Annotated in this window: 12 protein-coding genes and 1 tRNA gene; 7 read left to right on the top strand and 6 right to left on the bottom strand. The window is 51.1% G+C overall.

The window, feature by feature from the left end:
* Positions 1-267: 267 nt before the first annotated feature.
* The 3 genes from AC1BI1_RS06745 to AC1BI1_RS06735 all read left to right on the top strand — a co-directional run bounded on the left by AC1BI1_RS06745 (position 268) and on the right by AC1BI1_RS06735 (position 3,218).
* Complete coding sequence (locus AC1BI1_RS06745; RefSeq protein WP_476716547.1) at positions 268-1,644, top strand: RtcB family protein; 1,377 nt, start codon at positions 268-270, stop codon at positions 1,642-1,644.
* A 79-nt stretch (positions 1,645-1,723) separates the two neighbouring features.
* A complete protein-coding gene (locus AC1BI1_RS06740; RefSeq protein WP_476716519.1) occupies positions 1,724-1,888 on the top strand; it encodes a DUF1540 domain-containing protein in 165 nt (54 codons plus the stop codon).
* A gap of 208 nt (positions 1,889-2,096) precedes the next feature.
* Positions 2,097-3,218, top strand: a complete 1,122-nt coding sequence (locus AC1BI1_RS06735) for a putative sulfate/molybdate transporter (protein ID WP_476716518.1) — start codon at positions 2,097-2,099, stop codon at positions 3,216-3,218.
* 79 nt (positions 3,219-3,297) lie between these two features.
* On the opposite strand, the gene AC1BI1_RS06730 is transcribed toward AC1BI1_RS06735, so the two are convergent.
* Positions 3,298-3,386, bottom strand: a tRNA-Leu gene (locus tag AC1BI1_RS06730).
* A 31-nt stretch (positions 3,387-3,417) separates the two neighbouring features.
* Positions 3,418-4,305: a mechanosensitive ion channel family protein gene (locus AC1BI1_RS06725; protein WP_476716517.1), complete on the bottom strand. Its 888-nt coding sequence runs from the start codon at positions 4,303-4,305 to the stop codon at positions 3,418-3,420.
* A 137-nt stretch (positions 4,306-4,442) separates the two neighbouring features.
* Between AC1BI1_RS06725 and AC1BI1_RS06720 the strand changes: the two genes are divergently transcribed.
* The 3 genes from AC1BI1_RS06720 to AC1BI1_RS06710 all read left to right on the top strand — a co-directional run bounded on the left by AC1BI1_RS06720 (position 4,443) and on the right by AC1BI1_RS06710 (position 8,485).
* Complete coding sequence (locus tag AC1BI1_RS06720) at positions 4,443-6,152, top strand: LytS/YhcK type 5TM receptor domain-containing protein (protein ID WP_476716516.1); 1,710 nt, start codon at positions 4,443-4,445, stop codon at positions 6,150-6,152.
* Positions 6,149-6,916, top strand: a complete 768-nt coding sequence (locus AC1BI1_RS06715) for a LytR/AlgR family response regulator transcription factor (protein ID WP_476716515.1) — start codon at positions 6,149-6,151, stop codon at positions 6,914-6,916. Before AC1BI1_RS06720 ends, AC1BI1_RS06715 begins: the two co-directional genes overlap by 4 nt.
* Positions 6,917-7,048: 132 nt before the next feature.
* Complete coding sequence (locus AC1BI1_RS06710) at positions 7,049-8,485, top strand: carbon starvation CstA family protein (protein ID WP_476716514.1); 1,437 nt, start codon at positions 7,049-7,051, stop codon at positions 8,483-8,485.
* A 368-nt stretch (positions 8,486-8,853) separates the two neighbouring features.
* Here the strand turns inward: AC1BI1_RS06710 and AC1BI1_RS06705 are convergent, their stop codons facing one another.
* Entirely contained in the window at positions 8,854-10,704 is a 1,851-nt protein-coding gene (locus AC1BI1_RS06705) for a polysaccharide deacetylase family protein (RefSeq protein ID WP_476716513.1), read from the bottom strand.
* Between the two features lie 30 nt (positions 10,705-10,734).
* Positions 10,735-11,487, bottom strand: a complete 753-nt coding sequence (locus AC1BI1_RS06700) for an HAD family hydrolase (RefSeq protein ID WP_476716512.1) — start codon at positions 11,485-11,487, stop codon at positions 10,735-10,737.
* A gap of 148 nt (positions 11,488-11,635) precedes the next feature.
* Here AC1BI1_RS06700 and AC1BI1_RS06695 point away from each other — a divergent pair, with 148 nt between their 5' ends.
* The gene (locus tag AC1BI1_RS06695; RefSeq protein WP_476716511.1) at positions 11,636-12,361 is read left to right on the top strand and encodes a septum site-determining protein MinC; all 726 of its coding nucleotides are present in this window, start codon (positions 11,636-11,638) and stop codon (positions 12,359-12,361) included.
* On the opposite strand, the gene pyk is transcribed toward AC1BI1_RS06695, so the two are convergent.
* Positions 12,358-13,818, bottom strand: a complete 1,461-nt coding sequence (gene pyk, locus AC1BI1_RS06690) for a pyruvate kinase (protein WP_476716510.1) — start codon at positions 13,816-13,818, stop codon at positions 12,358-12,360. The two genes, AC1BI1_RS06695 and pyk, sit on opposite strands and share 4 nt — an antisense overlap.
* Complete coding sequence (gene pfkA, locus AC1BI1_RS06685) at positions 13,790-14,749, bottom strand: 6-phosphofructokinase (protein ID WP_476716509.1); 960 nt, start codon at positions 14,747-14,749, stop codon at positions 13,790-13,792. The genes pyk and pfkA overlap by 29 nt, the downstream gene beginning before the upstream one ends.
* Positions 14,750-14,780 lie beyond the last annotated feature (31 nt).

Below are 14,780 nucleotides of genomic sequence, written 5' to 3'. Positions count from 1 at the left end.
AAGCTTGGCGACAGGCGAGAAGATTGGCCCGAGTCCTTTGAGAGGCCTGCGGCCGGCAACTGAGGCAGGATGCTTAAATTCTGCCGGGAAGCCTGCCGGAGCCTTAAGCCGAGCGCTAGTTTGGCCCGCGAGGGAGGCCTTTGCGAGCGAAAGCCAAGCAGGCCTGGGATCAAAACTGGGAATACGCCAATTCAGGGGGTGAGCTTCTTGACATTAATTCTTGAGCCCTGTGGTAAAAATCGCTACCGCCTCAGACCTTCCGGTGACATGCGCGCGGAAGTCCTGGTATTTTTAAGCCCTAAACTGCGCGAGCAATTCGACGAAACCGAGGCTCTAAAGCAGCTAGTCGATGCCGCAACCCTCCCGGGAGTTGTGTCCCCGGTAATCGGCATGCCGGATATCCATACCGGCTTTGGCCTGCCCATCGGGGGTGTAATGGCTACCGACCTGGAGGATGGGGTGGTTTCGGCAGGAGCGGTAGGAATGGATATTAACTGCGGCGTGCGCCTTTTAAGCACTGGGCTGGACGCCAACGCTTTGAGTGAAAAGAAGCTGGAAAACCTCCTGGCAGCTATTGAAAAACGAGTGCCCTCTGGGGTAGGTAAAGCCAGCCTCTACCGGGAGTTCAGAGAGGCTGATTTGGAGGCGGTTTGCACCAAGGGTGCGGCTTATTTTATTCGCCGCGGTTATGGGTTCCCGGAAGACGAAGGGGCTATTGAGGCCGGAGGCGCTCTGCCAGGAGCCAGTTTAAAAGCGGTAAGCCGCCAGGCCAGGGAACGGGCAGACCAGCTGGCGACTATCGGAGGCGGTAATCATTTTATAGAAATAGGCAGAGTGGAAAAAGTCTTTTTCCCGGAAGCCGCAGCCATTATGGGGCTGGAAGAAGGCAAGATCACAGTTCTCATTCACACGGGTAGCCGGGGCTTTGGCCACCAGATCTGCACCGATTACACAGCCCGCATGTCTCAAGCGGCTGCCAAATATGGAATCCGCTTGCCCAGCAAGGGGTTGGCAGCCGCGCCCATAGATTCCACGGAAGGCCGGGAGTATCTAGCAGCCATGGCCTGTGCAGCCAACTTTGCTTTCGCCAACCGGCAGCTTATTACTTTTCTGGTCCGGGAGGCCTTCGTCGAGGTATTAAAACTTCCCCTGGAAGAAATGGGGTTAGCACTGGTTTACGATGTGGCCCACAATATCGCTAAATTTGAAGAGCATAGGGGGCGGCAGCTACTCGTGCATCGCAAAGGGGCCACCAGGGCCCTGCCTGCCGGGCATAAGGAAAACCCGGCCCGTTACCGGGCTATAGGTCACCCCGCTATTATTCCCGGGAGCATGGGTACCGCTTCCTATGTGGTGTTAGGAACCGAGCGTATAGGAGAAACCTTTAACTCTGTCAATCATGGCGCCGGACGGGTCATGTCGCGGAAAAAGGCGCGGAGTTCTGTATCCCTGGACCAGTTCAAAGAATCGCTGAAAGGCGTCCTTTTACGGGCTAAAAATTTGCGATCCCTATTTGATGAAGCGCCGCTAGCCTACAAAGATATCGATGAGGTAGTAGGAACCCTTGTAGAGGCAGGCCTTACCCGTCCTGTGGTCAGGTTAAGACCCCTGGCAGTAATCAAAGGTGAGGGTGAAGAAGCGTAAACATGGAAAGAGGCTAATACTTCTGCATAAATTAACCTCTAAGGGGTAATCCTATTTCCCAGTGGAGGAGGTGATAGGAGTGCCCCGCATCAAGTGCTCGGTAGATCAGTGCCTTTACCAGGAAGGCAATGAGTGCAAGGCGTCCAGCATTCTGGTCCGTCCCACGGTTATAGACCATATGACTACTGTTTCCGATGACACGGCCTGCGATACTTTCATACCCCGCCATGCAGTTAAAAAATAAGCCCGAGGGCTCCGCTAACCAGTAGCGGAGCCCTTAGAGTTTATCCTGCGAAATTTTGCCTGCCCTTTGTAGTCCCCTCGACTCTTTAATTATTTTACCCCTTACCACCAAAAAGCAGGATTTGAGGGTTCCAGAAAAGAATTATTCTTTTACGATATGTATTCATAGTCATAACGCGTGGAAAAACAACGTCGGAAAGAGGGAACGAATGAATAGCAATCGTTATGACCTGATGGAGTGGGCCGGAGCCTTTGGGGACCTAGGCACACTCATCCCTTTTGTCATGGCCTACATAACGGTTCTCGGGGTTGAACCCGTAGGGCTGCTTTGGGCTTTTGGTTTAGCTAAGATTGCAGCAGGTTTGATTTATAAGACCCCCATACCAATTCAACCCATGAAGGCCATCGGAGCTGCTTCTGTAGCCCGGTCTACAGAGTTTACACCTGCAACCGTCTGGGGTGCCGGCCTTTTTACAGGGTTAGTATGGCTATTCTTAGGCCTCACTGGTATTGTCCGTAAAGTGACGGCCCTCGCCCCCCGACCTGTAGTACAGGGCATTGTTCTGGGTCTGGGTCTGAGTTTTATGCTAGAAGGCATTGAAGCTATGCAGACCAACTTTTTCTTAGCGGGGATTGCCTTGATTATTACTTTTGCCTTTATAAGCAACCGTAAGTTTCCGGTTATGTTTTTACTCCTGGCTTTAGGGATCAGTACCAGCCTGGTCACCAATCCGGGCCTTTTAATAAAGTTAAAAGGAAGTATAGGCTTCTACTTACCTCAATTTCCTTTGGCTCAGCTTTCCTGGCATGATTTGGTAAAAGGAACCCTGTTTCTTGCTTTGCCCCAAATTCCTTTAACCTTGGGTAATGCTGTCATTGCCATTGTAGCGGAAAATAATGAGCTCTTCCCCCATCGTCCGGTGACCGAACGCAAGATTGCCATTTCCACCGGCATAATGAACCTGTTAGCCCCCTTATTAGGGGGAGTACCCATGTGCCATGGAGCGGGAGGTATGGCCGGCCACGTACGCTTTGGGGCGAGGAGCGGCGGTTCTTTAGTAATCCTGGGTTCCCTCGTTATTGTGGTTGCCCTCTTTTTTGGAGAAGGTGTAAAAGTGCTTGTACAACTATTTCCTTCAGCCATTCTCGGCGTAATTTTATTTTTCGCCGGAGCAGAACTGGCTTCTACAGCAAGGCTGGAAGATACTAACACCCAGAACTTTTACCTCACTATAATCACAGCCGGGCTCGCCATGTGGAATATGGGAGCGGCCTTTTTGGTGGGTGTATTGTTGAATGCTTTAATTAGAAAGGGCTGGATACAACTTTAAATAGGACGTTTTGCCTATATATAAACAAAAATACCAAGGTTAACTTGGTTCAACCTTGGCTTGGTACCCATAATAATTTTGGTGCCGAAGGCGGGAGTCGAACCCGCACGGGGTGTGAGCCCCACCGGATTTTGAGTCCGGCGCGTCTGCCAGTTCCACCACTTCGGCACGTTTTTGACAAGGCTATTCTACCATAATATCACCCTTCTTGCAAGTGCCTTTCAGCTCCCTCGTGCCACCCTTCGTATACCCTTCTGGGATAGGCCAGGCGGATTCCCTTTTCCTGGCAGGCCTGCCAGATTCTTTCCCGTAAAATCCTTTCTATTTTCCAAAGGGAAGCTGGCTTCGTCTTGGCAATTATGGTAAATTGAGCACCCTTTTCTGATTTGTCGATGTCTGTTACACCATAAATTTGAGGAGGCTCGACCAAGCCATCCTTACCCTGGAGAAAATCATCATAATATTCCCTTTCCACCTCCCTGCAGACTTGTTCCAGCACCTCTCGGATACGTCGAGGATCTTCCTCAAAGGGAAAAGTGGCTGTAACAATGGCCCTGAGTTCTTCACGGTTATAGTTGCGCACCGTTTTAATCTCACTGTTGGCAATGTAAAATTTGGTTCCTGACCATTCCCTCAAGGTGGTCATGCGCAGCCCCAACTCTTCTACTGTACCGCTAATCTTTTCGTTTATCTGCACAATATCTCCTACGCGGAATTGGTCTTCAAAGATAATAAAGAAACCGGTAATAATGTCCTTTACCAAACTTTGAGCGCCAAAACCTATGGCCAGGCCGACAATACCGGCGCTGGCTAGCAGGGCGGTCACGTTGACACCCAGAAGGGGTAAAATTGTAAGAAGAGCCAGAGCGTAAATGGAATAACGCGCTGCAGAGAGCAGAAGACTTTCCAAAGTCTTCTTTTTATGTTGCTCGATCTTAGCCAAATTAAAAAAGCGACGGATTAACCGATCAGTTATTTTAAGTATTATCAGAGCTACCAGGATAACAGCTATTATAGATAATAGTACCTGCCCTACAGCCGTGGCCTTAACTTTTATCACCTGCCATAAATAAGATAACTTTTCCATCAGCGGCGTCGCTCCTCCGGGGCTCCGGGATGTTTAATTTTAATATACCACAGATTGCCTCAACCTGCTCCTCTTGTATTTAAAGACTTTATTACGTTAAAATTGAGAATAAGGGAGTAAGAAAGCAGGTGCAGTTTATGCTCGACCTTTTTATTGTTCTGATAGAGCGTATGAGCGTTGTGATTACTTTAGCCTTTATTCTCACCCGTTCCCATAGTTTTCGGCGGCTGCTGCAACATCGAGCCAGCCGCCGGCAAAAAATCATTCTCACCCTTATCTTTGGCTTTTTGGGCATTATGGGGAGCTACACCGGCATCCCTATTCAAGGAGCTCTAGCGAACTCCCGGGTCATTGCTCCCCTGGTAGGAGGGCTCTTTGGCGGGCCAGCAGTAGGCCTGATAGCCGGACTGATTGCCGGTGTTCACCGTTACCTTCTAGGGGGCTTCACCGCTTTTTCCTGCGGCCTTTCCACTACACTAGAAGGCCTGTTAGGAGGATTGGTATCCTTACGATATCGTCACCGAAAGCTACCGTGGCAGGTCGCGTTCCTGACCGGCTTTGGAGCCGAAATGTTACAAATGATAATCATTCTGTCCATTTCCAGGCCCTTTGAGGCAGCCTGGAATTTAGTACGTCTCATAGGGCCGCCTATGATCCTGGTAAATGCTACCGGAATCGCCCTGGCTGTAATAATTATCCAAAACGTGCTGCATGAGCAGGAAATGGCCGGTGCCATACAGGCTCAGAAAGCCTTAAAGGTCGCCGACCGTACCCTCCCTTTCCTGCGCCAGGGTTTAAATGAACTATCTGCTCGGGAGACAGCGGCCATAATTCTGGAGAGTACGGGAGTGGAAGCAGTGGCTATTACCAGTGGAGAAGTAATTCTGGCCCATATGGGGGCAGGTAGCGATCACCACCGCCCCGGTCAAAAGGTCATGACCACGGCCACCCACCAAGCGCTGTCTACCGGCAGGATCCAAGTTGCTCAGACAGCAGAAGAAATTGGCTGCTATCGTGACGGCTGCCCCCTTAAAGCAGCAGTAGTTGTCCCCCTCCAATCTCGGGGCAGGGTCATCGGTACTCTTAAGCTCTATCGCACCCGAAGCAACGCCATCGGCCCCCTGGACCTGGAGCTGGCTGCCGGGCTAGGGCACCTTTTCTCTACCCAGCTGGAGCTGGCCGAACTGGACCGACAAGAGCAACTTTTGGCCAGGGCCGAGATTCGCGCGCTGCAGGCCCAGATCAATCCCCACTTTTTGTTTAACGCGTTAAATACCATCATGTCCGTCTGCCGCACGGACCCTGAAACAGCGAGACGGCTTCTAGGCCATCTGGGTGACTTTTTCCGCCGTAACCTGCAGCATCCCGAACAATCTGTAACCCTGGCAACTGAAATCGAGCATGTCCGCTCCTATTTGGCCATTGAAAAGGCCAGGTTTGGCCCACGCCTGGAAGTAGAAATCCGTATGGAACCTGCTGTGGCCGGTTATCTGTTGCCCGCCTTAACCCTCCAGCCCTTAGTAGAAAACGCCGTTAAACATGGACTTTTACCTAAAAAAGAAGGTGGCAAAATCACCATTGTCGCTCGGGAAGTAGAAGGTGAAGCAGTGGTTACGGTTGAGGACAATGGCGTGGGTATTGATTTAAATAAAGCAGCACAATTGCTGACAGGGAATACACCTAGCAATAATAGCCTAGGGCTGCGCAACGTCCACGATCGCCTAAGGCTACTTTATGGTCCCTCTGCCGGGCTCAAGGTAAGCTTTAGACCCGGCGGCGGTACTATAGTTGAATTTTCTCTGCCCCGGGCTAGCCAGGCAACCCTCAAGGAGGTGGTAGGCGGGTGATAAGGGCTTTAATCGTAGATGATGAGCCTCCGGCCAGGGAAGAACTGCGCTTCTATATCGAACAGCGTAAAGATTTTCGTATATGCGGTGAGGCCAGCGGTGGTATTGAAGCTGTAGAGCTGGCCGCTTCTTTAAAGCCAGATGTGGTTTTTTTAGACATTCAGTTGTGGGACCTGGATGGCGTAGAAGTAGCCCGCCTGCTTCTCAGGAAGCCTCAACCGCCCCTGATTATCTTTGCCACAGCTTATGATTCTTATGCTGTGCAAGCTTTTGAACTCAATGCCGTGGATTATCTCCTTAAACCTTTTACGGCTGAGAGGGTGGCAGCCACCCTGGACCGGGTTGTGGAGCGCTGGCAACAGAGGCAGAAAGAAGAAAAAATTCCTGCTCTGGATAAGGTCATCCAACAACTCGGCTTTAAACACCAGGCTACTAGGCTGGTAGCCTGGAAAGATGAGCGCCTGCTGGTAATCGCCTCCGAGGATATCATCTTTGCCGAAGCCGAGGGACACCAGGTATGGCTTAACACGAAAGCCGGCAGGCTAAAATTCCCGGGCACCTTGCAGGAGCTCGAAAGTAGACTGGACCCTCACCGCTTCCGCCGGGTTCACCGTAGCTTTTTAATCAATATCGATTTTGTGGCCGAGGTAGTGCCTTACTTCCACGGCTCTTACCGGCTCCTGATAAAGGACAATAAAGAAGAAACAGAAATTCCTATAGGCCGCACTTATCTAAAAGAGCTGCGGGAAATCCTGGGCTTTTAATTTTTGCGCTTCAATAACGTCGTTGAGGACCTCTTAGCGCTATTAAGGCAGAAAATATGGTTGCCTCTCCGCCTCAGCTTTAAAATCTTGAGTGGGAATAAACTTGTTATTATTAAGTAAGGAGGCGGAGTTATGGTAACCTTTTTTGTATCCATCCTAGTATTATTGCTGGGGTACTTCCTCTACGGTTCCCTGGTGGAGAAGGTTTTCGGCGCAGATCCCAAACGGCCTACCCCGGCGGTAAGGTTGGCCGACGGGGTTGATTACGTACCCATGGGTTGGAAACGAAATTACCTCATTCAGCTCCTCAATATAGCCGGCCTAGGCCCGGTCTTCGGTGCCATTCAGGGAGCCCTTTGGGGCCCGGTAGCGTTCCTGTGGATAGTCTTGGGCGGTATTTTTGCCGGCGCCGTCCATGACTATCTGAGCGGTATGCTCTCATTACGCCACGATGGCTCCAATGTTCCTAACATTGTAGGTTATTACCTAGGACCTCGCGTTAAACAAATCTTTAATATTTTTACTGTGGTCTTGTTAATTCTGGTAGGTACAGTGTTTGTTACCGGCCCAGCCCAGTTATTGGCCATGCTCACCCCGGAATACCTCGATTTTAAATTCTGGTTGGGTGTAATCTTTGTTTATTATTTCTTAGCTACTATTCTGCCCATTGACAAAATTATCGGCCGCCTTTATCCCCTTTTCGGCGCTATCCTCATCATAATGGCTGTAGGAATCGTGGGAGGCCTTCTGGTCGAGGGTTATCGTATTCCGGAATTAACACTGGCCAATTTGCATCCTAAAGGAGCACCCCTGTGGCCTCTCCTCTTTATTACTATTGCCTGTGGAGCCATAAGCGGTTTTCATGCCACCCAGTCACCCTTAATAGCACGCTGCCTGGAAAATGAGCGCTACGGCCGGCGGGTATTCTATGGCGCTATGATAGCCGAATCCATCATTGCCCTCATCTGGGCCGCTGCTGCCATGAGCTTCTTTGGAGATACCGGCGGCCTGGCCAAGGGGCTAGCTTCCTTAGGAGGCCCGGCCGGCGTGGTGCATAAAGCTTCCGTTACCCTTCTTGGCGCCTTTGGGGGGACGTTAGCCATTCTCGGAGTTGTAGTCCTACCGATTACCTCCGGCGATACTGCCTTCCGGGCTGCCCGGCTTACCATTGCCGAATTCCTGGGTCTCAAGCAAGGGCCTATCCTCAACCGCTATAAAATTGCTATACCCCTCTTTGCCATCGGTTTCATCTTAAGCCAGGTGAACTTTACCATCATTTGGCGCTACTTTGCCTGGTCTAACCAAACCCTGGCCATGGTGGTCCTCTGGGCAGGGGCCGTTTACCTGGCCAAGCAACGGACCATTCACTGGATAGCAACTATTCCAGCCACCTTTATGACAGCTGTGAGCGTCACTTATATCTTACAGGCGCCTGAAGGTCTGCGCCTCTCCACTAGCATCTCGTATCCGGTAGGTATGGCAGCAGCCGTCCTGGCCCTGGGCTTCTTCCTCTGGAAGAATTCTGGCCGGGATACCGTTACCGCTCAAGCTAGGCCAGAAACCCGTTAAAAGTAAGCCCTAGAGCTTAAATCCGAAATTTGATAACCCTGCCTCCTCGGCAGGGTTATTACTTTTCCTTAATACCCCTTTAGTAACCATTTAGATCTTTATCCTTAATTTAAAAAAAGCGGCCGCTTGGGGTAAGCGACCTGAAACTTAAGTTATAATCAGTCATCACCTAAAAACAGCAGTATCAAGATTAAGAAGAGGATAAACGCTATCCGATGGCTAAAAACGAAGCCTCCCACCTTACTCCCTCCTTATTGGACTTTTCTGATACCAGTTTATGCACTGGAGAGCAAGGAGGTTAATTGCCGCGGGTTCTTGAGCTAACGGGCTCCCTTTGTTAGAGCCGAGGGTACGAGCCTTTTAGGGCTTTAAGGCAGGAGGCTAGTCCACTTTTTCCGACGAAGATAAATTTTACTTTTCTGCGCTTCAGCTGTTACCGTTATATAGAGCCAGCCGTCTTCCAGGCGTTTGCTTATATTCTTACCTACTACGTAATAACTGTTAGGGTCTTCCACATAAAGGGTGACAGTTAGATCTTTTAATCCCTCTTTGTTTTTTAAATCTATAGTCCAACCTCCCGAATCGCGGTAGACGGAAAAGGTTGTCTTTTCGTGGCGGTTGAGAAACTCTGCAAAGCGGCTCATAGACCAGACTAAAAGTTTCCCCGCCTCCTGACCGGAGCTAGCTCGCTGGGCAAAATAGGCCAGGGCCTTTAAGGCATATTCTGCCTTGTTAGCATGGGTATAAATCAGCCGGATTACATGTTCTTTTTCCACAAAATCCAATAACTCTTTTAGCCACTCCTTAGTTTCTGCTAAAGGCACCCTTGCTGCCATAAGCTCTTCCAAGGCTGCATATTCGCGGAAAGGGGTGATGGGGAAAGACCATAGCCGTCCGCTGACCGGCTGTCCGTTCATGAAACTGCGGGTAGGGCTAGAACCGGTGTCCCCGGAGCTATAATAGGCTACAGCACCTCGCTGCTCCAACCATTGATTCACAAAGGGTGGATGATTACCAGCAGGAGCGCTGTATTCTACCACTTTCTTTCCTGTAATCTCCTCTAGGGTGTCAAAATTTAATTTTAAATAACGAAAAGCCTCTTCCCGAGGCATTTTTTCCAGATTTTCGGCAAAATAATTATGAATCCATCCCCCGTGGGCCCCAATGGCTCCGTATTTCTCAAGCAGATTTACCCAGGGTCGACCCTTACTGGGCGAAGCAGCATGAAATCCCAGACCATCGCCGGGCTTGTAAGTATCCGGACCGGCTGTAATGTGTATGGAATAAGCCAAGTCGGGACGGAAAATTCCCCATTGCAGCATAGCCCTTAAGGGACGCAAGTGAGCGTTACTGTCCAAATGCAAATTGAGCACGATGCCACCTTTACCTTCTGGAGTATTCACCAGACGCGGCAGGTGGGCAAAACGAATAAGAAAAGTTCTCAAGACTGAACGAAGAGTTAAGTCATCGGACATAAGTTTGTGAAAGCCGAGCTTAAGGTTGGCAAAGACTACGGCACCGCCGCCCGAGTAAAATTTCTGAGTGATCACAGCTACCCGGCCCTCCGGAGACAAATCAAAGGCTACCTCATCGGCGTCTAGCAGCCTGGTGCGGGCATGGGTAAACTTTAGGCGTCCATAGCCGTAGCTAGAAATAATATTCTCTTTATCCAGTTTCCCCGGTGTAATGCCCCACTCTCTGGCTATTTCCGCGGAAGGAAAACGCCAATAACCGTCGTAATAGGCTCCCTCGTCTGTCCCCGAAGGGACATAGTACTGTACACCGGCCAGTTCGGACAGTAAAGGAACAGGAAGGAAGCTCCCGTCCGAGCGCCGGGTACCGGGATCGAAAACTAGCAGGACCTTCCCGCCCGCCTCTACATAGCTGCGTAAGATGTCGCGAGCAGCAGGAGCAAGGACCGCATTAATGCTTTCAGGTAAAATAATAGCCGGGTATTGCCGTACCCTCTGGGCCGGTGACAGCAACGCGAGTTCATCTAAAGCAGTGCGGCTAAAGAGAAATCCTTCCTCGCGCAACACTGCTTCATAGGCCATTAAAATATTTTGAGCCCTCTCCTCTAAATTTTTACTCTCGCCCGCTACTAGACCAACCTGCTCCGGCCAGCGCTGATCTGTTTCCCCAAAAGGCCTTAAGCTTAAGAACAAGCTGGTGAACAGGAGGGCTAAAAGGCCAAGTCCCCACCAAAATAACCTTTTCATCTTTATGTAAACCTGCACCTTTCCCACTCTCTACAAAGGGCTGATGTGAGCCACGCTGGGTAAAATAACGTCGGCCACACCTTCCATTTCGGAAGCCGTACAAGCTCCGCTGGTTACTCCTACAGTTATCTTTGCCCCGGCACGCTTCCCCATTTCTATATCCAACAGCGAATCCCCTACCACGGCACACTGCGAAGGAGACAGTCCCATACGCTCGCTGGCCAGGTAGACCATCTCCGGCTCCGGCTTGCTATTTCCTACCTCATCCCGGCAGGCATAGGCAGTAATATAGGGCTCTAAGCCGCTTAAGACCATCAAAGCCTCCGTCCTCTCCCTGTCATCATTAGTAGCCACGGCCAGGCGTAAGCCAGCAGCATGGAGGCGTAATAGAGCCTCCTTCACCCCCGGCACCAGTACAGCCTGCCAATCCAGGCCCGCCTCTTGATCACAAGCAGCAAAAGCTGCCAAAGTTTTTTGTAAGCCTTCATCCCAGGGAATACTTTGGTGCAAAAAAAGTACCGTCGCCACTGCGGCGGCAGTTTGTTGCCTGGTCCCCACCACTATGGGGCTGCGCCGGGCCACAGTATTATCATTCTTAAGGCCCATGGCTTGTAAAATAAGTTTCTTAGTGTCGGGGTCCAGGAAAAAATATCGCTCTAAATATTCCAAGCGCTTGCGGATAAGCCGAGGCCAGATTTCAAAGGAATCCAGGAGGGTGCCGTCTTTATCAAATATAATGCCGCTACAAGAAACAACTTGAGAACCAAATTTTAGGTCTATCATTCGACTACCTCCGACTGCGCTTTCTTCTAACTGCAAACTAATTCGACAGAAAGTAAGATTTTTTCTCCTGCCAGCAGGAAATAAGGATGATGAAGGCGAATTTTTTATTTAACTGGCAAATTTTTACGATAAAGGAGACATTACAAAGGTGTCCCAAGGTATTGTTACCATTAAAGGAACACGAAAAGGCCTTATCATTTTGCTGGACGGGAATTGCGACCTGGGCGAACTTAAAAAAGCTCTAACCGCCAAGTTCGTAGCTGCCCAGGGCTTCTTCCGGGGGGCGCGTTTTATTCTATCGCCTTCCAGGCCTTTAAGCTCAAAAGAAACTGCTGAGCTGGAAGAACTTTGCCGCCATCATGGCCTGGTACCTGCTTCTGAGGAGGAGAATCCACCTGCTCTGCGGCCGGAGGCCCCACCGGTAGAGCTCCCAACTTTCCTCCAGGAGCTTACCTTGCGGTCTGGCCAGGAGCTAACGGTAGAGGGCAATATTGTACTCCTGGGGCACGTACACCAAGGGGCCACCATAAAAGCCAGCGGCAGTATTTTTATAATTGGAAGTTTAAGCGGTGTAGCCCATGCCGGTTACCTTGGGGATGAAGCAGCCATTATTTTAGCCTACCGGATGCAGCCGTCCCAGCTTCGCATTGCCGATGCCATTGCCAGGTCCCCAGGGAAAGTAGAACCACGGCCTTATCCGGAGATAGCACGCCTGGCGGCCGGCCGCATTACCATTGAACCTTATAGAAGTCTTTATAATACTGGGGAAAATGTAGCCCGCGAACCCGAGGCAATATCCTCAACTCCTCCGAGGAAGTTACGGCCGAAGGGCAACAGCACCCTGGGAAGATGGGAAGTAGGTTATGAAAGCTAATCCCATGCTTCACCCACTATATGTATCTTAAGCAGGTTGGTAGTTCCCGGCACATTGGCAGGTACCCCTGCTGTAATTATCACCAAATCCCCTTCCCGGACCCGCCCAGAGCGGATGGCCGCATTCACCGCTTCATTAACCATTTCGTCGGTTCCTTCAGTTCTTTTGACCAGTAAAGGCTCGACTCCCCACACCAGGCAAAGCTGATTCAACACGCGCTCATCAGGACTGGTGGCCAGGATAGGAGCGGGCGGGCGGTACTTGGCCACCCGGCGAGCAGTAGCACCGGAAGCTGTGGGGGTAATGATGGCTTTGGCCCCCAATTCCAGGGCAATAGTACAGCTAGCATGGCTTATGGCATCAGTAGCCGTCCGCTCATCTGCCAGGCCCTTGCGTTGAAGGATCTCCACGTAAGGCAGGCTGCTTTCGGCCCGCCGCGCAATGCGCGCCATGGTAGCCACAGCTTCAACCGGATAGCGCCCTACGGCCGTCTCGCCGGAAAGCATTATAGCATCAGTGCCATCAAAGATAGCGTTGGCCACATCCGTAGCCTCAGCCCTAGTGGGGCGGGGGTTACGGATCATGGATTCCAGCATCTGGGTGGCCGTAATGACCGGCTTGCCCGCTTGATTGCATTTATGAATAATCATTTTCTGGACCAGGGGGATTTCTTCCACCGGTATCTCCACTCCCAGGTCGCCCCTGGCTACCATAATCCCATCGGCTGCCTCGAGGATTTCATCGAGGTTTTCTATTCCCGTCCGATTCTCGATTTTCGCTATGATACCCACCCTAGCGTTATGTTTTTCTAGCAGCCGGCGTATCTCTAAAATATCCTTGGCCGTACGGACAAAGGAAGCAGCGATAAAATCAATCCCCTGGCTCAAGCCGAACTCGATATCCTCAATGTCCTGTTTTGTTAAAGCCGGGAGGCTTATGACCGCACCCGGTATATTTACACCTTTATGACTTAAGATTTTGTCACCATGTCTAATGCGACAGCGAATCTCTTCCTCGGTAGTAGACAAGACCTCCAGCTCTATCAGGCCATCATCCAGCAAAATAATTTGCCCGGGCCGGACGTCCAGGGGCAAAGTGGGCAAATTTACCGGTAGCCGTTTTTCATTTCCTACAATAGGAGCGGTTGTGAGGATAACTTCCTCACCATCTTTTAAAACCACTCCCTCCTCAATTTCCCCTAGACGAATTTCCGGCCCTTTGGTATCCAAAAGCAGGGCCACCCTGGTACCCAGTTCGGCAGCCGCCTGCTTTACAGCTGCCATGCGGGCTCCATGTTCCGCCCGGCTGCCGTGGGAGAAGTTAAAGCGGGCTACATTCATACCCGCCCGGATCATTTGCTTCAAAACTTCCACTTTCTCGCTGGCCGGCCCCAGGGTACAAACTATTTTCGTGCGATGGTGGGCTAACTCATAGGGCAAGGTCATTGGCCAATTCATAAACCTCCTGGTCGATTTCCTTTTTTTGTTGTAGAACTACTTCTAGCTCGACATCCACAATGCGGTTTTCCCGCATGCCAACCATCCTGCCGCTCACTCCTGCTGCCAAAAGCTCCACCGCCCGAGCTCCTAAACGGCTGGCTAAAATGCGGTCGAAGGCAGTGGGGGTACCGCCTCGCTGGATATGACCCAGAATGGTCACCCGGCTTTCCAGCTTGGTGCGCCGGGCAATTTCCCGGCTCACTTCTATGGCGCTTCCCACTCCCTCGGCCACTACAATGATGCTGTGCAGTTTTCCCCGCTGACGTCCCCGCTCTAACCGGCTGACCACTTCATCATAATCGATAGGCCTTTCGGGAATGAGAATGGACTCTGCTCCCCCCGCCAGTCCCGCGGCGAGAGCCAGCTGGCCAGAATCGCGGCCCATGACTTCTATGATAAAAATGCGTTCATGGGAAGTAGCCGTATCCCTTATTTTATTAATGGCTTCCACTGCCGTATTCAGGGCAGTATCGAAGCCGATGGCATAGTCGGTACCTGGTATGTCATTGTCAATGGTAGCAGGTATACCGATTACAGGAAAGCCCTTTTTGTGCAGGTGCAGGGCTCCTCGAAAAGAACCATCACCGCCAATAACGATAAGACCTTCCATGCCTTCTCGCCGGGCATTTTCTAAAGCCCGGGCCCGGCCGGCTTCGGTACGGAATTCTTCCGAACGCGCTGTGAGCAAAATAGTCCCGCCGCGGTGAATGGTATCCGCCACTGATCCTGAATCTAGCCGCCGGAAATCCCCTTGAATGAGACCTGCATAACCTCTGGCTACTCCAATTACCTCTATCTGTAGTTTCTGCGCTTTCCGCACCACGGCCCGAATGGCCGCATTCATCCCCGGCGCGTCCCCACCGCTGGTGAGCACCCCAATAGTCCTCACTCTTTTCCCACTCCTCACAAACAGCACCTAG

This window comes from Thermanaeromonas sp. DSM 22490, from assembly GCF_056378755.1.
This window is presented reverse-complemented; position numbering and strand designations above follow the sequence as displayed.